This window comes from Streptomyces sp. CGMCC 4.7035 (assembly GCF_031583065.1).
Taxonomy (GTDB): Bacteria; Actinomycetota; Actinomycetes; order Streptomycetales; family Streptomycetaceae; genus Streptomyces; species Streptomyces yaanensis.
In genome coordinates this window covers 5,399,716-5,423,836 of the sequence record NZ_CP134053.1, presented here as the reverse complement: position 1 = coordinate 5,423,836, position 24,121 = coordinate 5,399,716, and the positions used below count along the sequence as shown (strand labels likewise).

Here is a 24,121-nt window from a genome sequence, read left to right as displayed (position 1 = left end):
GAGGTCCGCGAGGATCTAGCCGACGCCGGATCGCCGTACCGGGTCCGACCGGAAACGATCACTTGGGGCCCATGCCTGTACGGGCATGGGCCCTCGGCTTTGCCGCGACCCCTGCGGGCGGTACGGTCGTCGGTCGTAAGCACCATAGGGAGGCGAAGCGCGTCGATGGCCATTGCCAAGGCCGAGCGGCTGATGAACCTGGCGTTGTGTCTGCTCGGCACGCGGCGGCCGCTCAGCAAGCGCGAGCTGCGCGAGTCCCTCGAGGCCTACCTCGAAGCGGGCAGTGACGACTCCTTCAACCGGATGTTCGAGCGCGACAAGGACGACCTGCGCGAGCTGGGCCTGGTCATCGAGACCGTGGAGAACCTGGACGGCGAGGTCGGCTATCTGGCCCGCCGGGACAGCAACCGGCTGCCGCCCATCACCCTGGACGCGGAGGAGGCCGCCGCGCTGGGGCTCGCCGCCAAGGTGTGGCAGCAGGCCAGGCTCGCCGGTGCCGCGAGCGGTGCCCTGCAGAAGCTGCGCGCCGCGGGTCTGCCCGAGGACGTCGACCCGTACGAGGCCCATGGCGCGCTGGAGCCTCGCATCCCCGTCCACGAGGCAGCGTTCGAGCCGCTGATGCTGGCCTGCCGCGACCGCCGTCCCGTCGTCTTCGACTACCGCAAGGCCACCGCCGCCCGGCCCGAGCCGCGCCATGTCGAGCCGTGGGCGCTGGAGTGCTGGCGCGGCCACTGGTATCTGGCGGGCTGGGACCGCGACCGGGGCGCCGAGCGTGTCTTCCGGCTGTCCCGGATCACCGGCAAGGTGCGTTCCCGTGGCGCCGGTTTCACCGCTCAGGTGCCCGATGTGGTCACCGTCCGCGAGACCGTGGCGAGCTGGGCGGGGGAGATCGCCGACCGCTCGGCCCGGATCCGGCTGCGGACGGGCGCGGGGTACCCCCTTCGGGCGAAGGCCACCGCCGTACGGGAACTCGGTGACGGCTGGGACGAGTTGGAGATTCCGTACGGGCACGGTCTGGATGCCTGGCTGGTCGAGTTCGGGCCCGATGTCGTGGTCCTGGAGCCGGCGGAGCTGCGGGCCGACGTGGTGGACCGACTGCGCGCCGTGGCCAAGGGCTGAGGGGGGACGTAGAACAGTGGCAGGCAAACCGGCCAGGCCCGCGAACGCGATCGACCAGACCCGGCGGATGCTGTCCTTGGTGACGTATCTGCGGGAGCGTCCCGGCGCGCGCATCGAGGATGTCGCCCGGGCGTTCGGGATCACCGAGGACGAGCTGGTCTCGGACCTCGATGTGCTGCCCATGTGCGGCACCAGCTTCCGCGGCGGGGATCTGCTCGACATCGACACCGACGGCGAGCGCATCTGGTGGTACAACCCGGCTGCTCTCGGGGCGGACGCGGCCGAGCCGCTGCGTCTGGCGGCCGACGAGGCCACGGCGCTGCTGGTGGCCGCGCGGGCCGTCGCCACCCTGCCGGGTCTGCGCGAGAGTGACCGGCAGGCGCTGCTGCGCGCCACCGCGAAGGTGGAGACGGCGGCCGGTGAGGCCGCGGGTGCCAGCTCGCGGCTGTCGGTGACCTTCGAGTCGGAGGGCGGTGTCTTCGCGGACGTAGACCGGGCCATCTCCGAGCGTCGCCGCCTGTGGATCCGCTACTACTCGCCGGCCCGTGACGAGGTCACCGAGCGGGAGATCGACCCGATCCGTCTGGTCAGCGTCGGCCACACCTATGTGGAGGCGTGGTGCCGGCGTTCCGAGGCGCGCCGCACCTTCCGGCTCGACCGGGTCGCCGAGATCAAGATCCTGGACGAGCCGTCGGCGCCGCCGGAGATAGAGCTGCGTGACCTGTCCGAGGGGCTCGTCCAGCCCGCCGCCGAGGACCCCGAGGTGGTCGTCGAGGTCGGACCCGCCGGACGCTGGGTCGCCGAGTACTACCCGCACGACAGCGCGGATGAGCTGCCGGACGGCGGGCTGCGTATCACCTTGCGGACCCCGGACCCGGCGTCGCTGCGGCGGCTGGCGCTGCGGCTCGGGCGTGACGGCCGGATCGTGTCGCCGCAGGACCTCGCGGACAGCGCCCGCCGGGCGGCCCGCGAGGCGCTCATGGCGTACGACGTGCCGGATCCGGTTCAGGACGGGCTGTACGACAGGCGGGAGCAGGGGCTGTGAGCACGTCGGCGACGTCTGGTACGTCGGAGCGGTCGGATGCGCCGGCTGGTGCGCCGCAGGCGACCGGGGCTGCGGAGATGTCGGTGCGGACGGCGTTCGCCGGTATGCGGCGGGTGGCCGAGGTGGTGTTCAGGGCCGGCTGCCCGGACTGCCGGGCCCGTTTCGAGCTGGGCGCCGGCGCCCTGCGGCTGGCCATCGGCGCCACCAGCAAGACCACCTTCTACTCCTTCGTCTGCCCCGAGTGCGGTGCCTCCGTCCGCAAGCCGGCGGGGGAGCGCATCGTCGAACTCCTCACCGGGGGCGGGGTGCGGACCCTGCGGCTGCACTCGACCCTCTAGGCTCGGCCCATGTTCTGGCCGATGCTCGCGATCGCCCTCGGTTTCCTGGGGCTCACCGTTCTGGGTGTGCTCGCCGTCCGCGTCTTCGTCGAGGCGCAGCGCCTCGGGCGGCAGGTTTCGGACTCCGCGCGCCGGATCAACCGTGCCGCGGAGGACCTGGAGCGGGCGGCCGTGGGCACCGCGCGTGCCGCCGAGCGGATATGAGCCGTTCTCCCGGGCGCACTGTGGGCGGTATGTGGAGCGGATATGAGTCGCACCATGGATGCGCAATGAGTCACTTCGGCCTGTCTACTTCCTGCGGGGGACAGGTACGCTCTGATCGCGGCCCGAAGAACGAGGCGCGGTCCGCAGACCGGGAGTACGCACAGGGATTGCCCCCCGTTTACCCCTGAGCGTTACGATCGCTGCACGGCGGTCGGACAGATGTCCGACCGATCGGACAGCACCCCCACTCAAAGCCGCCTCGGTGAGAAGGTAAAGACTTATGTTCGGAAGGCTCGGCGCTCCCGAGATCATTCTCATCCTCGTCGTCATCATCCTGCTGTTCGGCGCGAAGAAGCTTCCGGACATGGCGCGGTCCCTCGGTAAGTCCGCGCGCATCCTGAAGAGCGAGGCCAAGGCGATGAAGGAGGACGGCCAGCCGTCCGCGCCCGCCGGCCCGCCGAACAACGAACAGCCCCCGGCGCAGCGCACGATCCAGTCCGCGCCCGGCGATGTGGCCAGCTCCCGCCCGGTCAACGAGCCGACGGACACGACCCAGCGCTGACGCAGGGCCGGATGCCCCGGCCCGCCGTACGAGATGAGGATGTGGGTTGCCCAAGTCTGCCCGCAAACAGGAGAAGGATCCCGAGGGGCGGATGCCCCTCGCGGAGCACCTCCGGGAGCTGCGCAACCGGCTCGCGAAGGCGATGCTCGCCATCGTGGTCATCACGGTCGTCGCCGCCTTCTTCTACAACGACATCATCAACTTCCTCACCAAGCCGATCCTCGACTCGGTCGGCTGTGGGAAGACCTTCGAGGAACTGGCGAAGTCGTCCGGCGACAGCCAGCAGTGTGCGCGGATCACGATCAACGGTCTGCTCGCGCCCTTCACCCTGGCCCTGCAGGTCTCGCTGATGGCCGGTGTCGTGTTCGCCTCGCCGGTCTGGCTCTACCAGCTGTGGGCGTTCGTCGCGCCGGGTCTGCACCGGCACGAGAGGAAGTACGCCTACGGATTTGTCGGCACCGGCGTCCCGCTCTTCCTCGGAGGCGGCTACTTCGCCTACCGGGTGCTGCCCACGACCGCCAAGGTGCTCATCGACTTCACGCCGAACGGCGTCGACAACCTGCTGCCGCTCGACGACCTGCTCCAGCTCGTCACGCGCATGGTGGTCGTTTTCGGCCTCTCCTTCGAGCTGCCCCTGTTGCTGGTGATGCTGAATCTCACCGGCGTGATCAGCGGCAAGCGCATGCTCGGCTGGTGGCGCGGCATGATCATGGGCATCACGGTCTTCGCGGCCGTCGCCACCCCCAGCACCGACCCCATCTCCATGCTGGCGCTGGCCGGGCCGATCTGGGTGCTGTACTTCGGCGCCGTCGCCTTCTCCCTGCTCAACGACCGGCGCAAGCGCCGCCGCGAGGCCGAGGGTCCCGACGACGACGAGGCCTCGGACCTGGACCTCACCCCCGAGGACATCGGCGAGGTCGAGGCGGTCTCGGCCGGCCGCGCCCTGCCCGAGCAGTCGGGCACGGACCGGGTCAACGGCTACGACGACGTCACATGACCGGACGGACACGGCACCTGCCGTGACGACGACGCCCGCGGGCCCCACCGGATGAGCCGGTGGGGCCCGCCGCCGTTCACGCCCGGCCCGCGCCCCGATCCGGATAATGATCGTCCTGTTGTCAGTGGGGCCCGGTACGCTCGAAAGCACGATGACAGAGGACCTCTCACCGGCCGAGCGGTACGCGGCAGCCCGTAAGCGCGCTGCCGAGCAGGCCACCGCGCTCGCCTCCTTCCGCGAGATGTACGACTTCGGCCTCGACCCCTTCCAGATCGAGGCCTGCCAGGCGCTCGAAGCGGGGAAGGGCGTGCTGGTGGCCGCGCCCACCGGATCGGGCAAGACGATCGTCGGCGAGTTCGCCGTCCACCTCGCCCTCCAACAGGGCAAGAAGTGCTTCTACACAACACCCATCAAGGCGCTGTCGAACCAGAAGTACTCCGACCTGTGCCGCCGCTACGGCACGGCGAAGGTCGGTCTCCTCACCGGCGACAACAGCGTCAACTCCGACGCCCCGATCGTCGTGATGACCACCGAGGTCCTGCGGAACATGCTGTACGCGGGCTCCCAGACCCTCCTCGGCCTCGGCTATGTGGTCATGGACGAGGTGCACTACCTCTCCGACCGCTTCCGCGGCGCGGTCTGGGAGGAAGTGATCATCCACCTGCCCGAGTCGGTGACGCTGGTGTCGCTGTCGGCGACCGTGTCGAACGCGGAGGAGTTCGGTGACTGGCTCGACACCGTCCGCGGCGACACCGAGGTGATCGTCTCCGAGCACCGGCCCGTGCCGCTGTTCCAGCACGTGCTCGCGGGGCGCCGGATGTACGACCTGTTCGAGGAGGGCGAGGGCCACAAGAAGGCCGTCAACCCCGATCTGACGCGCATGGCCCGCATGGAGGCGAGCCGGCCGTCGTACCAGGACCGCAGGCGCGGCCGCACCATGCGCGAGGCCGACCGCGAGCGGGAGCGCCGACAGCGCTCCCGGGTGTGGACGCCCGGCAGGCCCGAGGTCATCGAGCGGCTCGACGCCGAGGGCCTGCTGCCCGCGATCACGTTCATCTTCAGCCGCGCCGCCTGCGAGGCCGCCGTCCAGCAGTGCCTGTACGCGGGCCTGCGGCTGAACGACGAGGAGGCGCGGGACAAGGTGCGCGCCCTCGTCGAGGAGCGCACCGCGTCCATCCCCACCGAGGACCTGCACGTCCTGGGCTACTACGAGTGGCTGGAGGGCCTGGAACGCGGCATCGCCGCCCACCACGCGGGCATGCTGCCGACGTTCAAGGAGGTCGTCGAGGAGCTGTTCGTCCGCGGCCTGGTCAAGGCCGTGTTCGCCACCGAGACCCTCGCGCTCGGCATCAACATGCCCGCGCGCTCGGTGGTGCTGGAGAAGCTCGTCAAGTGGAACGGCGAACAGCACGCCGACATCACCCCCGGCGAGTACACCCAGCTCACCGGCCGCGCCGGCCGCCGCGGCATCGACGTCGAGGGTCACGCGGTGGTGCTGTGGCAGCGCGGCATGAGCCCCGATCACCTCGCGGGCCTCGCGGGCACGCGCACCTATCCGCTGCGCTCCAGCTTCAAGCCGTCGTACAACATGGCCGTCAACCTGGTCGAGCAGTTCGGCCGGCACCGCTCGCGCGAACTGCTCGAGACGTCGTTCGCGCAGTTCCAGGCCGACAAGTCGGTCGTCGGGATCTCCCGGCAGGTGCAGCGCAACGAAGAGGGCCTCACGGGCTACAAGGAGGCCATGACCTGCCACCTCGGCGACTTCGAGGAGTACGCACGGCTGCGCCGCGAACTGAAGGACCGCGAGACGGAGCTCGCCCGGCAGGGCGCGGCGCAGCGCCGCGCCGAGGCCGCCGTCGCCCTGGAGAGGCTCAAGCCCGGCGACGTCATCCATGTCCCGACCGGCAAGTACGCGGGCCTGGCCCTGGTCCTCGACCCCGGTCTGCCGGCCGGCCGCTCCAACGGCCACCGCGGCTTCGAGCAGCACGACGGCCCGCGCCCGCTGGTCCTCACCGCCGAGCGGCAGGTCAAGCGGCTGGCGTCCATAGACTTCCCGGTGCCCGTCGAGGCACTGGAGCGGATGCGCATCCCGAAGTCCTTCAACCCGCGCTCACCGCAGTCCCGTCGCGACCTCGCCTCCGCGCTGCGCACCAAGGCCGGGCACATCCCGCCGGAGCGGCACCGCAAGAAGCGGTCCCAGGCCGCCGACGACCGCGAGATCGCCCGGCTGCGCACGACCCTGCGCGCCCACCCCTGCCACGGGTGCAACGACCGTGAGGACCACGCCCGTTGGGCCGAGCGCTACCACCGGCTGCTGCGCGACACCTCGCAGCTGGAGCGCCGCATCGAGGGCCGCACGAACACCATCGCCCGCACCTTCGACCGCATCGTCGCGCTCCTGACGGAGCTGGACTATCTGCGCGCCGACGAGGTGACGGAACACGGCAAGCGCCTGGCGCGGCTGTACGGCGAACTGGACCTGCTGGCCAGCGAATGCCTGCGCGAGCGCGTCTGGGAGGGGCTCGACCCGGCCGAACTGGCCGCGTGCGTCTCGGCGCTGGTGTACGAGGCCCGGGTCGGCGACGACGCGATGGCACCGAAGCTGCCGTCGGGCAAGGCCAAGGCCGCGCTCGGTGAGATGGTGCGCATCTGGGGCCGGCTCGATGCCCTGGAGGAGGAGTTCCGGATCACCCAGACCGAAGGCGTCGGCCAGCGCGAGCCGGACCTGGGCTTCGCATGGGCCGCGTACATGTGGGCGAGCGGCAAGGGCCTCGACGAGGTCCTGCGCGAGGCCGAGATGCCGGCCGGCGACTTCGTCCGCTGGTGCAAGCAGGTCATCGACGTCCTCGGCCAGATCGGGGCCGCTTCTCCCGCGGAGGGCTCTACCGTGGCCAAGAACGCGCGTAAGGCGGTCGATCAGCTGCTGCGGGGTGTTGTGGCCTACTCGTCCGTGGGGTGAGGCCTGTCGGGCGGGTGCGGGTCACCTGTGGTTGCCCGCGCCTGCCCCCGGTTCACATATGCCCGCCAGCTTCCGTACCTCGTGATGTCCTCGGCGTCCCCCAGGACGCCGGGCTCGCAGAGGAAGCCCGGGACCCGGCTTCCGTCCGCCAGCTCCACGCTCCCCAGTGTCATCGGGCGGGGGAGCGTGCTGAGGAGGCGGCCCAGGCCCTCTGCCGGAAGGCGCCAGACCTCCGTCTCGATGGCCGCGCCCCCCTCATCGACGTGCACCAGGCCGGGCTTCGGCGGGGTCGTCGGCAGGGCGTGCAGGCGGTAGACGGGAGCCGTGGTGGTCGTACGGTCCAAGCGGGCGGCCAGTGCCAGCAGTTGGGGGTTCAGCGGCTGGCCCGACAGGTGTGCGCCCACCACAGCGACATACGTCTCCGGTTCCAGAGCGCGCGCGATCCGGGCCAGCCGTTCGTCCGTGAACGCCGGGCCGATCAGCATCACACCGAAGGGCAGTCCGCCCACCTCGCCCGCCGGGACGGCGACCGCGGCCAGGTCGAAGAGGTTCGTGGAGTTGGTGAAGCGGCCCAGGCGGGCGTTGGCGGCCAGCGGATCGGCCGCCACCTCGGCGAGGGTGGGGTGGCCCGGGGCGGTGGGCAGCAACAGCGCGTCCGCGTCGTCCAGTTCGGCAAGAGCGCGGCCGCGCAGGGCGGACAGCCGGTCCTGGTCGGCGAAGAGTTGGTGGGCCGGGATGTGGCGGGCACGGGTGATGATGCCGGCGACAGTCGGATCGAGGCCTGCCCCGCCCTCGGAGACCAACTTGTCGACAAAGCCGCCGACCGCCGTGTAGCGCTCGGCGACGAACGCGCCCCCGTACAACATCGCGGCGGCCTCGGTGAACGGGGTGAGGTCGATGGTGCGTAGGGAGGCGCCCGCTGCGGCCAGCCGGGCGACCGCCGCCTCGTACGCCTCGGCCCAGCCCTCGTCGAGCTCGCCGAGCCGATCGAGCGGCGGCACGGCGATGCGCCACGGGCCGGGGGCGCGCTCGGGGAGCGGCGGAAGGGCTCGGCCGGGCGGGGACGCCATGTGCGCCAGCGCCTGCTCGGCCTCCGGGAGCGTACGGGCGAACACCGTGACGCAGTCGATCGAGGCGCAGGCGGGAACGACACCGGTGGTGGGGACGAGACCACGGGTGGGCTTCAGGCCGACGATGCCGTTGAAGGCGGCCGGGACGCGGCCGGAGCCGGCGGTGTCCGTACCGAGGGCGAAGTCGACGATGCCGAGTGCCACCGCTACGGCCGAGCCGGAGCTGGAGCCGCCGCTGATTCTCGACGGGTCGATGGCGTTGCGCACGGCGCCGTAGGGGGAGCGGGTGCCGACCAGGCCCGTGGCGAACTGGTCGAGGTTCGTCGTACCGAGCACTACCGCGCCGGCTGCGCGAAGGCGGGCCACGACAGGGGCGTCGGCCTCCGGCTCGTAGGCGTAGGCGGGGCAGCCTGCGGTGGTGGGCAGGCCGTGGACGTCGATGTTGCCCTTCGCGGCGAAGAGCCTGCCGGCGAGGGGCAGGTGCTCGCCTGCGGCCACTCGGGTGTCGATTGCCTGGGCTTCGGCCTCCACCTCTTTCTGGGGGCGCAGGCCGATCCAGATTTCGGGGCGGTCGACTGCTTCGATGCGGGCGTACGCCTGGCGGACTTGGGTCACAGTGGACATCGGTGCTCCTGGGCTGAGGTGGGTTCGTCGGCTGTCCGCCGGTGGCACAGACCGCGGCATGGCTGTCAACGTGCCGTGGGCCGCGGCGGAGCGAGGACCAGAAGTGCTGTGCCCGCCTCCACCTGGGCGCCCGGCTTGGTCAGGACCTCCGTCACCACCCCGGCCATCGGAGCGTGCACTCTCGACTCCATCTTCATCGCCTCCAGGGCCACCAGCGGTTGTCCGGCCGCCACCTCGTCCCCGGGGCGTACGTTCAGCTGCCACACCGACGCCGCGAACTCGGCCTCCACCAGACGGCCGCCCTCCGGGACCGTCACCTCGGCCGCCGGGGGTGCCGGTGGAGTCGCCGCGGACGCCCGGGCGAACTCGCCCGCCGCCTCCCACGCGTCGCGTTCCGCCGCGAAGGCGGCCCCCTGGCGGGACCTGAACGCGGCGATCGAGTCGGCGTTCTCGGTCAGGAACGCCTCGTACTCCGCCAGGGAGAACATGCCTTCCTCGATGCGCGGCACGAAGCGGCCCGAGGTGATGTCCGCGCGCAAGTCCAGCAGTTCGTCCGCGGTGACCGGGTACCACTTGATGCGGTCGAAGAAGCGGAGAAGCCACGGGGAGCCCGGCTCGAACGCGCCCCGCTGCTGCCAGCCCGACCACACCTGCGTCGTACGGCCCACGAACTGATAGCCGCCGGGCCCCTCCATGCCGTAGACGCACAGGTACGCGCCGCCGATGCCGACCGAGTTCTCCGCGGTCCAGGTGCGCGCCGGGTTGTACTTGGTGGTCACCAGACGGTGGCGCGGGTCCAGGGGGGTGGCCACGGGGGCGCCCAGGTACACGTCGCCCAGGCCCAGGACCAGGTATTCCGCCTCGAAGACCGTGCGGTACACGTCCTCCACCGACGCGAGGCCGTTGACGCGGCGGATGAACTCGATGTTCCACGGGCACCAGGGCGCGTCGTCCCGAACGCCCGCCATGTAGCGGGCGATCGCCTCGCGGGTGGCCGGGTCGTCCCAGGAGAGCGGCAGGTGGACCGTGCGGGAGGGGACGACCAGTTCGCCGGAGGGCGGCAGCGACGCGATCATCTTCCGTACGGTCGCCAGGAGTTCGGACTGTGTGAGGTGCTTGGGGTCCGTCTGGATCTGGAGGGATCGGATGCCCGGGGTGAGGTCCCTGACGCCGTCGAGGCCGGCTTCCGCCACCGCCTCCATCAGCGCGTGCACCCGCATCCGCAGCGCCAGATCCAGCTGCATGGGCCCGAACTCGACCAGCAGGTTGTCGTCGCCGCTGCGGCGGTACGTCACATCGCCGTCCCGGGCCAGCACCCCGCCGTCCACGATCGCGGGCCGTGGCACGCCGTCGTCGGCCAGCGGCCGGAAGCGGACCGTGTCGCCGGGGCGCAGCTGGCCGAGCTTCCAGCGCTCCCAGGTCGCCACCGTCGCCGGGCAGACGAAGCCGCCGAGCGAGGGGCCGTCCGGGCCGAGCAGCACCGGCATGTCGCCCGTGTAGTCGACGGCGCCGACCGAGTACGGGGTGTCGTGGATGTTGGACGGGTGCAGGCCCGCCTCGCCGCCGTCGGAGCGGGCCCAGCGCGGCTTGGGGCCGACCAGCCGTACACCCGTCCGGGCCGAGTTGAAGTGAACCTTCCACTCGGCGGCGTAGAAATCGTGGATGTCGTCCTCGGTGAAGAACTCCGGTGCCGCGTGCGGGCCTTCCAGGGCCCCGAGCAGCCATGACGACGTGAAGTCCGGGCGGTCGGCCGCCGGCACCGGGGCGCCCGCCGTCACCGCGCCACCGTGCAGGACGTCCCCCGTCCGCAGGGCCCGGCCGCTGTGGCCGCCGAACCGGCCCAGGGTGAAGGTGGACGCGCTGCCCAGGAACGCCGGCACGTCCAGGCCGCCGCCCGCGAACAGCACGTAGGTCCGCAGACCGTGCTCGGAGGGCGCCGCGACCTCCAGGACCGCGCCCGCGGGCACCGTCACCGGCTCCCACTGCGCGACGGACGTGCCGTCCACGGTCACCGGTGCCGGGGCGCCCGTCACGCACACCGTCGTGGCGTGCGTGAAACGCAGCGTCGGGCCCTGGAGCGTGCACTCCAGGCCGGGCGCGCCCGCCGCGTTGCCCAGCGCCCGGTTGCCCAGGCGGAAGGAGAGGTCGTCCATCGGGCCGCACGGGGGCACGCCCACCTGCCAGTAGCCGGTGCGGCCCGGCCAGTCCTGGACGGTGGTGAGGGTTCCGGCGGACAGGACCTCGATGCGGGGGGTCGGGTCGGTGACGGCGGCCAGCGTCGCCGTGGAGTGCGCCGCCGACCGCACGTCCGGGTCCGCGAGCGCCGCCCGTACCAGCCCCAGGTTCGTCTCGATGCCGTCCACGCGGGTGCGGGCCAGGGCCTCGTCCAGCCGCCGCAGCGCGTGCTCGCGGTCCGGGCCGTAGGCGATCACCTTGGCGAGCAGCGGGTCGTACGCGGTCGTGACCTCCGTGCCCGTCTCGATCCAGCCGTCCACGCGCACGCCCTGCGGGAACTCCACCCGCGTCAGCAGGCCCGCGCAGGGCCGGTGGTCGCGCGAGGGGTCCTCGGCGTACAGGCGGGCCTCCACCGCGTGGCCGCGCGGGTTCCCCGGCTCTTGTACGACGTCACGGTCGCCGCGCGCCAGCCGCAGCATCCAGGCGACGAGGTCGACGCCGTAGATCTCCTCGGTGACCGGGTGCTCCACCTGGAGCCGGGTGTTGACCTCCAGGAAGTACGCCTCCTCACGGGCCGCGTCGTACACGAACTCGACGGTTCCGGCGGAGCGGTAGCCGACCGATGCGCACAAGTCGCTTGCCGCCGCGGTGAGTCGCCCTCGTATGTGAGGCGGCAGCCCGGGTGCGGGCGCCTCCTCCACCACTTTCTGGTTGCGGCGCTGGAGCGAGCAGTCACGGTCGCCGAAGGTGACGACGCGGCCGTGACCGTCGCCGAAGACCTGAACCTCGACATGGCGGGCGTGCTCGACGAGCCGTTCCAGGAAGACTCCGGCGGAGGAGAAGGAAGCGGCGGCGACCCGCTGCACCCGCTCCCAGGCCTCGGTCAGTTCATCGGCGGAGCGACATGCCGACATGCCGATGCCGCCGCCCCCACCGGTCGCCTTCAGCATCACGGGATAGCCGATCGCGGACGCCTCGCTCAGCGCCTCGTCCAGGGAGGCGAGCAGGCCCGTGCCGGGCGCCAGCGGCACCCCCGCCGCCTCGGCCGCGGCCCGTGCCGTGTGCTTCGCGCCGAACAGCTCCAGCTGCCCTGGCGTCGGCCCCACGAACACGATCCCGGCGTCCTCGCAGCGGCGGGCGAACGCCGCGTCCTCGGACAGGAAACCGTAGCCGGGGTGGATCGCCCCGGCGGCCGTGTCCTTCGCGGCCTTCAGAACCAGGTCCGGGTCGAGGTACGACTCCTTCGCGGCCGCCGGGCCCAGCCGTACGGCCTGGTCGGCCAGGCGGACGTGGGGTGCCGAGCGGTCCGGGTCGGAGTAGACCGCGATCGTGCGCAGGCCGAGTTCGCGGGCGGTGCGGATGATACGGACGGCTATCTCGCCCCGGTTGGCGACCAGCAGCGTGTCGAAGGTCATTGCGCCGCCCCGATGGTCATCTCCACGGCCGTCGGGTCGAAGCCGTTGCACGGGTTGTTGATCTGGGGGCAGTTGGAGACCAGGACGAGCACGTCGCGTTCGGCGCGCAGGGTCAGGGACAGGCCCGGGGCCGAGATGCCGTCGACGATGCCGAGGGTGCCGTCCTTCTCGACGGGCACGTTCATGTACCAGTTGATGTTCGAGACGAGGTCGCGCTTGCCCAGGCCGTACTTGGCGCCCTCCGCCAGGAAGTTGTCCACGCAGGCGTGCTGCGACCAGGTGTGGTGGCCGTAGCGGAGCGTGTTCGACTCCTTGGAGCAGGCGCCGCCGACGGTGTCGTGCCGGCCGACGTCGTCGGCGACGACCGTCATCAGCGGGGTGTGCTCATTGGAGAGCAGCACACTGCCCGTCGTGAGGAAGATGGTGCCCTGGGCGTGGATGGTGTCGGGCGCGCTGTAGCGGACGGACGTGTCGTGCGCGTCGTACACAAGGAAGTCGACGGCCTGGTTGCCGTGCAGGTCGGTGATGGTGAGCGTCTCGCCGGTACGGACGACGGACGACCAGGCGGCGCGTGCGGGAACGACGGTCTTCGTCATGCGAGGCCCCTCGGTGTCGTTGCGGCCGGTGCTCATGCGAGCCCCCGCGCGGCACGGAATTCGGCGGTGTTCAGGAAGGCGCGGCGACCCTCGGGGGTGGCCTCCCACAGGGGGTCGCCCGGGCGCGTCGGCTCCGAGCGCCAGGCCAGGACCTCCAGCGGGGTGCTGATGTAGTCCGGGCGGGGGTCGGCCGGGTGCGGGACGTTCGCGATGAGCACCGTGAGGTCCTGCTCGGCACGAAGGGTGACGCTGCCGCCCGGGCCGATCGAGCCCGTGAAGTCGAGGGCGCCGTCCTCGCGGACCTCGACACCCTGGAAGAACGACACAGAGGGCGGCAGGTCGCGCGGCTGAAGGCCGTTCTTGGCGGCGGCCAGCTTGAACAGCTCGAGTCCGGCGGGGGACGGGGACTGCGGGGTGCCGTCGCCGTACCGCCCGGTGTTGCGTACGAGCGTGGAGGTGCCGCACAGCGCGTCGTGCCGGCCGGAGGTGTCGGCGACGACCGAGGCGAGGACGCGGCCCTGGTCGGACAGGAGCAGCTGCCCCTCGCCGAGGTAGGCGTTCCACTGCACCTTGACCGTGTCGGCGACGTTCAGCCGCTCCCAGGGCCGGTCGGCGACGTACAGGAGCAGATGGGCGCAGGCCTCGCCCCGCAGGTCCGTGAGGCGCAGCTCGGTGCCGCGGGCCAGCACCCGGTGCGTGTAGTTGCCGCCGGCCACGGTCTCCGCCCACACCAGGTGGCCCGCCTCGCAGGGCGGTGCGGGCCAGGCGCTCGCCGGCACGACGGGCATGGCCTCGGCACGGGCGCCCTCCTGCGCCCTGGCGTGGTCGCGTGCTCCGTAGGTGGTCGCTGTCGCCATCGCGGGACCTCCGGGTGATCCGGTGACTGTTGTGCTTATTTCTGTCGCCCGACAGAAATTAGGCGGGGACGGGGTCGCCGCGGTGTCCCGGGCGTTGCTGCCCGGTTACCGCTCCCTCACGGAGGGGCCAGGAACCCGGGTGGAGCCCGGTGGAACACCGGTGGGTGGGCGCGGGGTGGGGCGGGGCGCGGTGCGGCGCGGGCCGCCGGGTGGAGTGGCGCGGGGCGTGGTGCGTGGCCGCCAGGTGGGGCGGCGGCACGGGGCGTGGTGTGTGTCCGCAGGGTGGGGTGAGGCGGGGTGTGGTGTGTGGCCGCAGGGTGACGCGGGGCGCGGCGCCGTCCGCCGGGTGGGGTGGGGGGCACGGCGCCGTCCGCCGGGTGGGGCGGAGGGGCGGAGGTGCGCGCGGCCGCTGGTTGAGGCGGCGCGGCGCACGGCGCGTGACTGCCGGGTGGGGTGGTGCATGGCCGCCGGGTAGGGCGGCGCGGGGGTACGGGCGCGGCCGTCGTCGTATGGGGTTCGCGAGCGTCCCCGCCCCGTCGGTCGCCTCAGGCGTCCCCCGCCGTGCCCGCCCCCTCGCCGAGATCGCCGTACGGCGTCCTGTGCGAGGATCGAACGCATGGGAACCGGTGGTGGGCGGCGGGTCGGCAGGCCGCGGGCGGCGCAGCGGCCCGACAGCGGGCTGTCGCCGCGTGACGAACTCCTCGCGGCCGCCGCCGAGTTGTTCACCGTCCGGGGGTATGCGGCCACCACGACCCGAGCGGTGGCCGAGCGGGCCGGTATGCGGCAGGCGTCCATGTATCACTACGTCTCCGGCAAGGAGGAGCTGCTCGCCGAGCTGCTGGAGTCCACCGTCACGCCCTCGCTGACCTACGCGCGCGAGCTGCTCGCCGACGACTCCGCCCCGGCCGAGGGCCGGCTGTGGGAGCTGTGCCGCACCGATGTGGAGCTGCTCTGCGGTGGCCCGCACAACCTCGGCGGTCTCTATCTGCTGCCCGAGGTCCGCTCCGAGCGCTTCGCCGGTTTCCATGCCGTGCGGGCCGAACTCAAGGACGCCTACCGGCAGTTGTTCGCCGCCACCCGGTCGGGCGGCGCGCTCGCCAAGAGTGAGCTGGATCTGCGGACCGATCTGGTCTTCGGTCTGATCGAGGGTGTCATCCTCGTCCACCGTTCCGACCCGGAGCGCCCGGTCTCCGTATTCGCCGAAGCGACGGCGGACGCGGCCCTGCGCATCGCCGGGATCTGACGGCCCTCCCGCCCTCGAATACCGCCTCGCGGAAGGGCTTTCACCTTTCCGGGCGGTCGTTGTCGTACGCCCGAACGCCGTAACGCTGCGTGTGCGAAGAGAAGCTCAATGTGTAAATGGGGACGAGCGTACTCCTGCGTCGGGGGGCATTTCAGGTGCTTGCTGAATATGACACAGCGATGATCCGGTCGGACTAAGCTCGCCCGCGACGCACCGAGTTGAGGTGTATTCGTGCGTCTGTTCCCAAACGTATCGAAGATCCAATTGGTACCCCCGTCCGGTCCCGTATCTACCCCCCACTTTTCATCCGCAAGCACCCCCGAACCAGCCGATTCGTCTCAGAGGGCATACATGGTGAGTGTTCAATCGCCTCCCGGTGGCCGTGAACTTCCCTACGCGCGCGTGCTGTTGCTGCCCGCCATACTGATGGCCGCGGCAACCGGGGCCGCCGTCGCCGTGCTGACGGGACCGGCCCGGATCGCTGTCGGTTGGAGCGGAGCCATCGCCACGGTCCTGGTGACCACCGTCATCGCCATGGCGGTACGGCACGGCCGCACCGTCCGCGCTCTACGCGCCGACTTCGCGCAGCGGAGCGCCTACCTGGAACAGCGCATCGCCTCCCAGGACAGTGACATCGATTTCTTCCGCACGGAGATCCTGTCCAGGGCGCTCCCCATGGTGCACGCCGGAGTCCCCACCCGACAGGTGATCCGCATGGTCATCGACGATCACCCCGAACTCCGTCAACTTCCCCAGCCGCAGCGGAAACTGCTGCGCACCCTGCTCGACATCATCGACAAAGAGATCGCGATCCGCGACTCCTCGCAGCGCGCCTTCGTCAACATCGCCCGCCGCGTCCAGGCCATCGTCCACCAGCAGGCCAAGGAACTCAGGGAGATGGAGGAGGACCACGGCCGTAACCCCGAGGTCTTCGACGACCTGCTGCGCATCGACCACGGCACCGCGCTGATCGGCCGCCTCGCCGACTCCATCGCCGTCATCGGCGGCGGCCGCCCCGGCCGCCAGTGGCCGGCGCCCGTGCCGCTCTACAGCGTGCTGCGTGGCGCGATGTCCCGCATCCTGGAGTACCGCCGCATCGAGCTGCACTCCATCGCCAAGGTCAACATCAAGGGCATCTCGGTCGAGCCGATCATCCACGCGACGGCCGAACTCCTCGACAACGCCACGCGTTACTCGCCGCCCCAGACCAAGGTGCACGTCACCGCCACCCAGGTGCAGACCGGCATCGCCGTCGAGATCGAGGACGGCGGCATCAGCCTCAGCGAGGAGAGCCGCGCCAAGGTCGAGCTCAGGCTCGCCGAGGCCCAGGCCGGCCGGGACGTCCAGGAGGTCGGTGAGGCCCCGCGCCTCGGTCTCGCCGTCGTCGGGCGCCTGTCGTCGATGTTCAACATGCACGTCTCGCTGCGGCAGTCGGCGTACGGCGGCGTCCGCGCCATCATCGTCATCCCCAACGACATGCTGACCACCGACCCCGCCCCCGGGTTCGCCCACGGCATCGGCGCCACCTCCGTGCCGACCCTGGACAACGATGGCGTCGAAGGCCCCGACCGCAAGGCCAAGAAGCGCCGCCCCACCACCGGGCCCCGGATCCCGGAGCAGTTCTCCATGGAGGACGACGTCCCCGTGGTCACCGAGTGGACGGCGAACGGCCTGCCGCAGCGCCGCAGCCGGGTCAAGATCCCGCTCAGCCAGCGGATCGCGGAGGCCGCCGCGGCGGAGGCGGCGGCCAAGGCCGCCGAGGCCGCTACGCACTCCCCGTGGACGCCCGAGCCCGAACCGGAGAAGGAAGAGCCCGCCCCCGGCCTGTGGGTCGAGGCGTTCATGGCCGGGCTCAAGGCCGACCCGGACCCGAACGCCTTCTCCTCCGGGCCCCCGGCCGACGACCCGCACGCATTCACCAACGACGAGCCGGCCCCTGCCCAGGCCGACGACGAGGGGGACTTCAAGTGATCCAGCAGCGAGGCAACTTCGACTGGTTGCTGAAGGAACTCGCGGACGGCGTACCGGGCGTCCACCAGGTGGTGGTGCTCTCCGCCGACGGTCTGCGCATCGCGCGCTACGGCGGTGACCCGGACGCCGCCGACCGCGTCGCCGCGGCCTGCGCCGGACTGCAGAGCCTGGCCGGCGCGGTCGCGGCCGAGATCCCGAACAGCGACGGCCGGATGCGTATGGTCATCATCGAGATCGACGGCGGCTACTTCTACATGATGGCGGCCGGCGCCAACGCCTACCTCGCGGTGCTCTCCGACACCGTCGCTGAGGCCGGTCTGATGAGCAACCGCATGCGCGATCTCGTCATCCGCATCGGCGACCACCTGACGAGTCCGCCGCGACGCAACGGGCAGACCGTATGACTCCTCCGCAACGCCGTCGGCGCTTCCCCCAGGAACAGCCCCCGCCGGAGCCTGTCACAGCAGGCGGCGGGAAGGAGGGCGAGGAGAAGAACCCCGAGCGGTTGTACATCCTCACCGGCGCGACCGAGGGGGGCGAGCGAGCCCCCATCGACCTGGTCACCCTGATCGTGGCCGGCGCCGACCCACCGCCCACCGCCACACCGGAGCAGTCGGCGCTGCTCCGGCTCTGTCAGGCCCCCCTGTCCGTGGCCGAGATCTCGGCCTACCTCAGTCTGCCGTTCAGTGTGGTGACCATCCTGCTCACCGACCTGCTGGCGGCCGAACTGGTCCAGGCACGCGCCCCGATCGTCCGGCAGGCGATGCCCGACCGTTCCCTCCTCGAAGCGGTGATGCATGGACTTCAAAAGCTCTGACACCATCCCGGGCCCACGGACCGAGGACCACCTGCCGCACACGGCGCAGGCCGCGGTCAAGATCGTCATCGTGGGCGGCTTCGGGGTGGGCAAGACGACCATGGTCGGTTCCGTCAGCGAGATCAGGCCGCTGACGACCGAGGAGACCATGACGCAGGCAGGCATCGGAGTCGACGACAACTACGGCTCCGACAGCAAGACGGCCACCACCGTGGCCATGGACTTCGGCCGCATCAGCATCACCGAGCAGCTGGTGCTGTACCTGTTCGGCACCCCGGGCCAGGAGCGCTTCTGGTTCCTGTGGAACGGGCTGTTCGAGGGGGCGCTCGGTGCGGTCGTCCTGCTCGACACCCGCCGCCTTGAGGTCAGCTTCGATGTCATCGGCCGCCTGGAGGAACGCGGCGTGCCCTTCGTGGTCGCCGTCAACTCTTTCCCCGACGCGCCCCGTTACCCCGTGAACGAGCTCCGCACGGCACTCGATCTGCCCGACGAGATCCCGATCCTGGAGTGCGACGCGCGGCGCCGGGCCTCCAGCCGCGACGTCCTGATGACCCTGATGCGCTTCCTGCACTCCCTGGCGATGACACGCGCCCGCGTCTGACAGGCGCCCGCGTCTCACACGCGCCCGCGTGTGACACGCACTCCCGTCCGACACGCGCACGCACCGGCCGTACCCGTCCCCGCATGTCCCGTCCCCCTCATGTCCCGTCCCCCCATGTCCTGTCCCCCCATGTCCTGTCCCCCCATGTCCTGTCCCCCCATGTCCTGTCCCCCCATGTCTTGTCCCCCTATGTCCCGTCCCTCCCCCCATGTCCCGTCCCCACCCTCCAAATACCGGATTCCACCTCAGTTTCGGAGCGATCATCGTGACGCCTGAATCCCACTCCCTGACCGGCAGGGACCTCACCGGTACGGACGGCCCCGCGTCCATTCCGCCGCCCGGCTGCCCGGCCCACGGCCGCGGCCCCGGCGGAGCGCGCCGGCTGTACGGTCCCGAGGCGGAGGACCTGGGGGCCCTGTACGAGAAACTCCGTGCCGAACACGGCGCCGTGGCCCCGGTGCTGATCCACGACGACGTGCCGATGTGGGTGGTGCTCGGCCACGGCGAGAACCTGCACATGGTGCGTTCCCCCGCGCACTTCTCGCGGGACAGCCGCATCTGGGCGCCGCTGCAGTCCGGCGAAATCAAGCCCGACCACCCGCTGACGCCGCACTTCGCCTGGCAGCCCATCTGCTCCTATGCCGAGGGCGACGAGCACCTGCGGCTGCGGGGTGCGGTCACCGGCGCCGTGTCGACCATCGACTACCGGGGCCTGCGCCGGTACATCAACCGCTCGACGCAGGCGCTCGTCAACCGGTTCTGCGAGGACGGGCGGGCCGACCTGGTCGGCCAGTTCGCCGATCACCTCCCGATGGCGGTGATGTGCGAGGTCCTCGGCATGCCCGACGAGTACAACGACCGGATCGTGCACGCCGCCCGCGACATGCTCAAGGGCACCGAGACCGCGATCGCCAGCAACCAGTACATCGTGGACGCCCTGGCCCGGCTGACCGCCCGCCGCCGGGCCCAGCCCGAGGAGGACTTCACCAGCCACCTGATCAACCACCCGGCCCGGCTGACCGACGAGGAGATCAGGGAGCATCTGCGCCTGGTCCTGATCGCCGCCTACGAGGCCACCGCCAACCTCCTCGCCAACGTGCTGCGCGTGATGATCACCGACCCGCGCTTCCGGGCCCAGCTCAACGGCGGGCAGATGACGGTACCCGAGGCGGTCGAGCAGTCCCTGTGGGACGAGCCGCCGTTCAGCACCATCCTCGGCTACTTCGCCAAGCAGGACACGGAGCTGGGCGGCCAGCGCATCCGCAAGGGCGACGGACTGCTCCTCGGTATCGCTCCCGGCAACGTCGACCCGCGCGTACGGCCCGACCTCGCCGCCAACATGCAGGGCAACCGTTCCCACCTCGCCTTCGGCGGCGGCCCGCACGAGTGCCCCGGTCAGGACATCGGCCGCGCCATCGCCGACACCGGCATCGACGCGCTGCTGATGCGGCTGCCGGACATCCAGCTCGACTGTGACGAGGACGAGTTGCGCTGGACGGCGACGATCGCCTCGCGACATCTGGTGGAGCTGCCGGTACGGTTCGAGCCGAGGCCGCCGCAGGACGTGACGCAGCAGCCGGCCCTGCGCCAGGTGCCGCCGCAGCGCCCCGGCTGGCTGGTCACGACGTCCGGTCCCGACATCGCGACGCCGACAGCGGCGCCCGCACCCGCGCCCACACCCGCGCCCACACCCGCGTCAGCGCCGGTGCCTGTGCCCGCGCCCATGCCGATGCCGGAGCAGGTGGCCGCCCCACCGATGCCGCCGGAGCAGGTGGCCGCCCCGCCGATGCCGCCGGAACCGGCCACCGCGCCGCAGCACCGCCCCGGTGTGTGGCGGCGGTTGCTGCGGTGGTGGCGGGGCCAGTGAGCGCCGCTACAGGGGCCACTCGTCGTACGCCGACCAGGCCTGGAGCATCCGCCCGCTGACGAATCGGTGCGTGCGCCCCGTGACCGGATCGGTGAACTCCAGTACCCGCGCCAGCAGTTGGAGCGGGTGCCGGAAGTCACCGGCCGGCCCGGGGTCGGCCACCACCGGATAGAGCGGATCGCCGAGGATCGGCAGCCCCGAGGCGTTCATGTGCACCCGGAGTTGATGGGTCTGCCCGGTGTGCGGGAGCAGCCGGTAGCGTCCGCGCCCGCCGCGCTGCTCCAGCAGCTCGATCCGGCTGACCGCGTTGGGCTCGCCCGCCACCTCGCGGGCCGCCATGACCCCGCGCTCCTTCACGATCCTGCTGCGCACGGTGCGCGGCAGGGCAACCTCGGGGTCGTACGGGGCGATCGCCTCGTACTCCTTGGTGACCCGCTTGTCGCGGAACAGCGACTGGTACGTGCCGCGTTCCTCGGGCCGTACGGTGAACAGCACGAGCCCGGCGGTCAGCCGGTCCAGCCGGTGCGCGGCGGTCAGCGTCGGAATCCCGAGGTCGCGCCGCAGCCGGGCGAGCGCGGTCTCGGCGACATGGCTGCCGCGCGGGGTGGTGGCGAGGAAGTGCGGTTTGTCGGCGACGACGATGTGCTCGTCGCGGTACACCACCTCGACCGGAAACGGCACGAGCTCCTCGTCGGGCAGTGCGCGGTGGAACCACACGTACATGCCCGGCACATACGTCGCGTCGCGCGCGACGGGCCGCCCGTCGGCTCCGACGATCGACCCGGCGTCGAGCATCCCGTCGATCACCCCGTCCCCGGCCGCGAGTCGCGCCACGAGATGGTCCCGCACGGTGGCCCACTCCTCGCCGAGGGGCAATCGCACCCGCACGGGATCGACCCCGTCGCGCTGCGGCAGGGGAGAGGGCGGGATACGGGGTCGGCGTCTCATCGCGATCAAGGGTACGAGGGGCGGGTGGACCGGCGAAAACCGCTGGGCTCGCCCCGCGGCCCGTTGACACCCACCCTCCTCACCGGCGACGGCCTGATCCAGCACGCCCGGGTCCAGGGGGACCGGGCGCAGGCGCGATCAGGTTCATGCTGAGGCTGGTGCTCGTCGTGCCCTCACCACCCGGTACAGAGCGCCGAGCCCTACGGTGACCAGCAAGAACAGCGCCGTGAACCACTGGAAGTACCAGTGCCCGCCCGCCGGGTCGTACACCTCCGCGCGCGGCCAGGCCAGGTTGACGGTCATGAGGAGGCCGTAGAGCAGGGCGAGCGCGTTGACCGGGACACCCCAGCGGCCCAGGGAGAAGAGCGGGGCGCCCGTCTCGTCCGTGCCGCCCGCGGGGAACTCGCCGCGCAGACGCCGTACCAGCAGGGGGCCCGTCACCATCGCGTACGCGAGGTAGAGCATCACGATGCAGGTCGTGCCGATGGCCAGGAAGGCGTCCGGGGAGGCGAAGTCGAGCAGCAGGAGCGCGGCGGCGAGGACGCCGATCACCAGGGCGGGAGCGCCGGGCATGCCCGTGCGGGGGTTGACGCGGGCGAGGCGCCGCGCGAACGGCAGCTGCCCGTCGCGGGCCATGGAGAAGAGCATGCGGGAGGCAGCCGTCTGGATGGCGAGGGTCGCCACCGCGATCGCCACCACCACGTCGGCGAGCAGCACCCGCCCGACACCGTCGCCGAGGCTGCTGGTCAGGACGTAGCTCAGGCCGTCGGTGCCGAGGTGGCCGTCCGTCAGGCTGGGCGCGGCGAGGATGCCGCCCAGGACGATCAGTCCGCCGAGCAGGCCCGCCGCACCCAGGGCGGTGAGGATCGTGCGGGGCGCGGTGCGCCGCGGGTTGTGCGTCTCCTCGCTCATCTCGCCCGCGCTGTCGAAGCCGATCATCACATATGCCGCCATGAACGAGCCCACGAGCAGCGCGCCGAGCAGGCCGCCCGTGCCGGAGCCCGTGTGGAAGGTGATGCCGGGGGCGCGCCGGGAGTGGGTGAGCAGCAGCACGACGATCAGGCATGCGCCGATGATCTCGGCGGTGACCCCGACCCGGTTGATCGCGGACATCACACGGTTGTCGACGACGTTCACGAGCGTGGTGAGTACCAGCAGGATGACACCGAGGACCGCCGCGTTCGCCGCACCCGTCGGGGAGGTGGGCGCCGGGTCGCCGCCCACGAGCTGGAAGCCCGACCAGAGCGGCGGCATCACCATCTGGAGCGCGAGCGCCGCCGCCGCGACCACCACGATCTGTCCGATCACCATGATCCAGCCGGCGAACCAGCCGAAGGCGGCGTTCGACAGCCGTGTGGACCACTGGTAGACGGCGCCCGAGATCGGGTAGCGCGCCGCGAGCTCGGCGAAGCACGCGGCCACCAGCAGCTGGCCCAGCAGCACGGCGGGCCAGGTCCAGAAGAAGACGGGGCCCCCGAAGGCGTATCCGAACGCGAAGAACTGGAAGACGGTCGTCAGTACGGAGATGAAGGAGAACCCGGCGGCGAAGGAGGCGTACCGGCCCAGGCTGCGGTGCAGTTCCTGGCGGTAGCCGAACTCGGCGAGGTCGGCGGCTCCGTCGGGCCGTGGCGGGTTCGGGTGGACGTCGGCGGGGGCGGTGCTCGTCATGGCGGCAACCTGCTTTCGCACTGCGGCGCGAGAGTTCCTGTCGGGCGACAGAAATTTCTGTCGGGCGACAGAAAGTAGGGAGGTCCTGTTTCACCGGCGTCACGCGGTGGTGTCGGGGGCGGACCCAAGTGCTCACGCCGTGCGGGGGGCCCGCCGGACGCGATACATCGTGTTTCGTGCGCATTGACTCCGTTCTCCAAGACGCGATATGTTCTGCTACGGATATTCGGTTACGAGTTGACGTTCATGGATCGAGGTGAACTCCGTGGCGACGAAGCGCCGGAAGCTCGGCAACCCGCTGGCGCTCGCGGTCATGGTGCTGCTCACCGAGAAGCCGATGCATCCGTACGAGATCGCCCAGACCCTGCGCCGTCGCGGCAAGGACGCCAGCCTGAAGATCAACTACGGCTCGCTCTACACCGTCGTCCAGAACCTGGAGAAACACGGCTTCGTCGAGGTCTCCGAAGTACAGCGCCAGGGCAACCGCCCCGAGCGCACGCTCTACGGCATCACGGACACCGGGCGTGAAGAGGCCACGGAGTGGCTGTCGGACCTGCTCGCCGTCCCCGCGCTGGAGTTCCCCATCTTCGAGGCGGCGCTCTCACTGATGGGCCTGCTCCACCCGGACGAGGTGGTCCGTCTGCTCGAAGAGCGGCTGGACACCCTGGAGGTGCGGGCCGCCAGTGCGCGCGGCGGCATGGAGAAGCTCCATGAGACGCTTCCCCGGCTCTTCCTGATCGAGTCGGAGTTCAAGCTCCACATGATCGAGGCCGAGGCCGCGTGGGTCCGTGACTTCCTCGGAGAGCTCAAGGCCGGCACGTTTCCCGGCGTCAAGGAGTGGCGGACCTTCCACGAGACGGGGGAGGTCCCCGCGGAGTATCTGAAGCTGGAAGGCGGCGACGTCGAGAGACCCTAGCCGCCGAAGGAAAAGACCCCGGCAGGGCTGTTGCAGCAGTCCCGCCAGGGTCTCGAACCCCGAGCTGAATCCGCCGTGAGGCACATCCAGGCGATCGAGGTGCGGCACACCCAGGATAGCCCGGTGCTC

Annotated in this window: 20 protein-coding genes; 14 read left to right on the top strand and 6 right to left on the bottom strand. The window is 71.2% G+C overall.

The genetic code is table 11. The features are described 5' to 3' along the window. The first annotated feature begins 165 nt into the window (after window positions 1–165). From Q2K21_RS23665 to Q2K21_RS23635, 7 genes are all read left to right on the top strand, one after another. Window positions 166–1,119: a helix-turn-helix transcriptional regulator gene (locus tag Q2K21_RS23665; protein WP_310774847.1), complete on the top strand. Its 954-nt coding sequence runs from the start codon at window positions 166–168 to the stop codon at window positions 1,117–1,119. A 16-nt stretch (window positions 1,120–1,135) separates the two neighbouring features. Further along, window positions 1,136–2,164 (top strand): helix-turn-helix transcriptional regulator, encoded by a 1,029-nt coding sequence (locus tag Q2K21_RS23660; RefSeq protein WP_310774846.1) that lies wholly within the window; start codon window positions 1,136–1,138, stop codon window positions 2,162–2,164. 77 nt (window positions 2,165–2,241) lie between these two features. Then, window positions 2,242–2,502, top strand: coding sequence for a hypothetical protein (locus tag Q2K21_RS23655; RefSeq protein ID WP_310774845.1), 261 nt, complete (start codon window positions 2,242–2,244; stop codon window positions 2,500–2,502). A 9-nt stretch (window positions 2,503–2,511) separates the two neighbouring features. Then, window positions 2,512–2,706: a hypothetical protein gene (locus Q2K21_RS23650; protein WP_310774844.1), complete on the top strand. Its 195-nt coding sequence runs from the start codon at window positions 2,512–2,514 to the stop codon at window positions 2,704–2,706. Window positions 2,707–2,986: 280 nt separating this feature from the next. Then, entirely contained in the window at window positions 2,987–3,268 is a 282-nt protein-coding gene (tatA, locus tag Q2K21_RS23645; RefSeq protein ID WP_310774843.1) for a Sec-independent protein translocase subunit TatA, read from the top strand. Window positions 3,269–3,314: 46 nt separating this feature from the next. Then, a complete protein-coding gene (gene tatC / locus Q2K21_RS23640; RefSeq protein WP_310774842.1) occupies window positions 3,315–4,265 on the top strand; it encodes a twin-arginine translocase subunit TatC in 951 nt (316 codons plus the stop codon). A gap of 106 nt (window positions 4,266–4,371) precedes the next feature. Further along, window positions 4,372–7,224, top strand: coding sequence for a DEAD/DEAH box helicase (locus Q2K21_RS23635; protein WP_310774841.1), 2,853 nt, complete (start codon window positions 4,372–4,374; stop codon window positions 7,222–7,224). On the opposite strand, the gene atzF is transcribed toward Q2K21_RS23635, so the two are convergent. The 4 genes from atzF to Q2K21_RS23615 form a co-directional block, all read right to left on the bottom strand. Next, complete coding sequence (gene atzF / locus Q2K21_RS23630; RefSeq protein ID WP_310774840.1) at window positions 7,206–8,918, bottom strand: allophanate hydrolase; 1,713 nt, start codon at window positions 8,916–8,918, stop codon at window positions 7,206–7,208. The two genes, Q2K21_RS23635 and atzF, sit on opposite strands and share 19 nt — an antisense overlap. A 65-nt stretch (window positions 8,919–8,983) precedes the next feature. Beyond that, window positions 8,984–12,508, bottom strand: a complete 3,525-nt coding sequence (locus Q2K21_RS23625) for a 5-oxoprolinase/urea amidolyase family protein (RefSeq protein ID WP_310774839.1) — start codon at window positions 12,506–12,508, stop codon at window positions 8,984–8,986. After that, window positions 12,505–13,104: an urea amidolyase associated protein UAAP2 gene (locus Q2K21_RS23620; RefSeq protein ID WP_310774838.1), complete on the bottom strand. Its 600-nt coding sequence runs from the start codon at window positions 13,102–13,104 to the stop codon at window positions 12,505–12,507. The genes Q2K21_RS23625 and Q2K21_RS23620 overlap by 4 nt, the downstream gene beginning before the upstream one ends. A gap of 32 nt (window positions 13,105–13,136) precedes the next feature. Further along, window positions 13,137–13,961, bottom strand: a complete 825-nt coding sequence (locus tag Q2K21_RS23615) for an urea amidolyase associated protein UAAP1 (RefSeq protein ID WP_310774837.1) — start codon at window positions 13,959–13,961, stop codon at window positions 13,137–13,139. A 616-nt stretch (window positions 13,962–14,577) separates the two neighbouring features. Between Q2K21_RS23615 and Q2K21_RS23610 the strand changes: the two genes are divergently transcribed. The 6 genes from Q2K21_RS23610 to Q2K21_RS23585 all read left to right on the top strand — a co-directional run bounded on the left by Q2K21_RS23610 (window position 14,578) and on the right by Q2K21_RS23585 (window position 20,460). After that, window positions 14,578–15,204 carry a TetR/AcrR family transcriptional regulator gene (locus tag Q2K21_RS23610; RefSeq protein WP_310774836.1) on the top strand — a complete coding sequence of 209 codons (627 nt, stop codon included), beginning with the start codon at window positions 14,578–14,580 and terminating at the stop codon, window positions 15,202–15,204. 351 nt (window positions 15,205–15,555) lie between these two features. Next, window positions 15,556–17,175, top strand: a complete 1,620-nt coding sequence (locus tag Q2K21_RS23605; RefSeq protein ID WP_310774835.1) for an ATP-binding protein — start codon at window positions 15,556–15,558, stop codon at window positions 17,173–17,175. Next, complete coding sequence (locus tag Q2K21_RS23600; RefSeq protein ID WP_310774834.1) at window positions 17,172–17,579, top strand: roadblock/LC7 domain-containing protein; 408 nt, start codon at window positions 17,172–17,174, stop codon at window positions 17,577–17,579. The genes Q2K21_RS23605 and Q2K21_RS23600 overlap by 4 nt, the downstream gene beginning before the upstream one ends. Continuing rightward, window positions 17,576–17,992, top strand: coding sequence for a DUF742 domain-containing protein (locus Q2K21_RS23595; protein WP_310774833.1), 417 nt, complete (start codon window positions 17,576–17,578; stop codon window positions 17,990–17,992). Before Q2K21_RS23600 ends, Q2K21_RS23595 begins: the two co-directional genes overlap by 4 nt. Further along, window positions 17,973–18,593, top strand: a complete 621-nt coding sequence (locus Q2K21_RS23590; RefSeq protein WP_310774832.1) for a GTP-binding protein — start codon at window positions 17,973–17,975, stop codon at window positions 18,591–18,593. Before Q2K21_RS23595 ends, Q2K21_RS23590 begins: the two co-directional genes overlap by 20 nt. A 265-nt stretch (window positions 18,594–18,858) precedes the next feature. Continuing rightward, a complete protein-coding gene (locus Q2K21_RS23585) occupies window positions 18,859–20,460 on the top strand; it encodes a cytochrome P450 (protein WP_310774831.1) in 1,602 nt (533 codons plus the stop codon). Window positions 20,461–20,466: 6 nt separating this feature from the next. On the opposite strand, the gene Q2K21_RS23580 is transcribed toward Q2K21_RS23585, so the two are convergent. Next, window positions 20,467–21,408, bottom strand: coding sequence for an RluA family pseudouridine synthase (locus Q2K21_RS23580; RefSeq protein ID WP_310774830.1), 942 nt, complete (start codon window positions 21,406–21,408; stop codon window positions 20,467–20,469). Window positions 21,409–21,552: 144 nt separating this feature from the next. Next, the gene (locus Q2K21_RS23575) at window positions 21,553–23,076 is read right to left on the bottom strand and encodes an amino acid permease (protein ID WP_310774829.1); all 1,524 of its coding nucleotides are present in this window, start codon (window positions 23,074–23,076) and stop codon (window positions 21,553–21,555) included. A 265-nt stretch (window positions 23,077–23,341) separates the two neighbouring features. Here Q2K21_RS23575 and Q2K21_RS23570 point away from each other — a divergent pair, with 265 nt between their 5' ends. Further along, window positions 23,342–23,992 (top strand): PadR family transcriptional regulator, encoded by a 651-nt coding sequence (locus Q2K21_RS23570; RefSeq protein ID WP_310774828.1) that lies wholly within the window; start codon window positions 23,342–23,344, stop codon window positions 23,990–23,992. The last annotated feature ends 129 nt before the right edge of the window (window positions 23,993–24,121 follow it).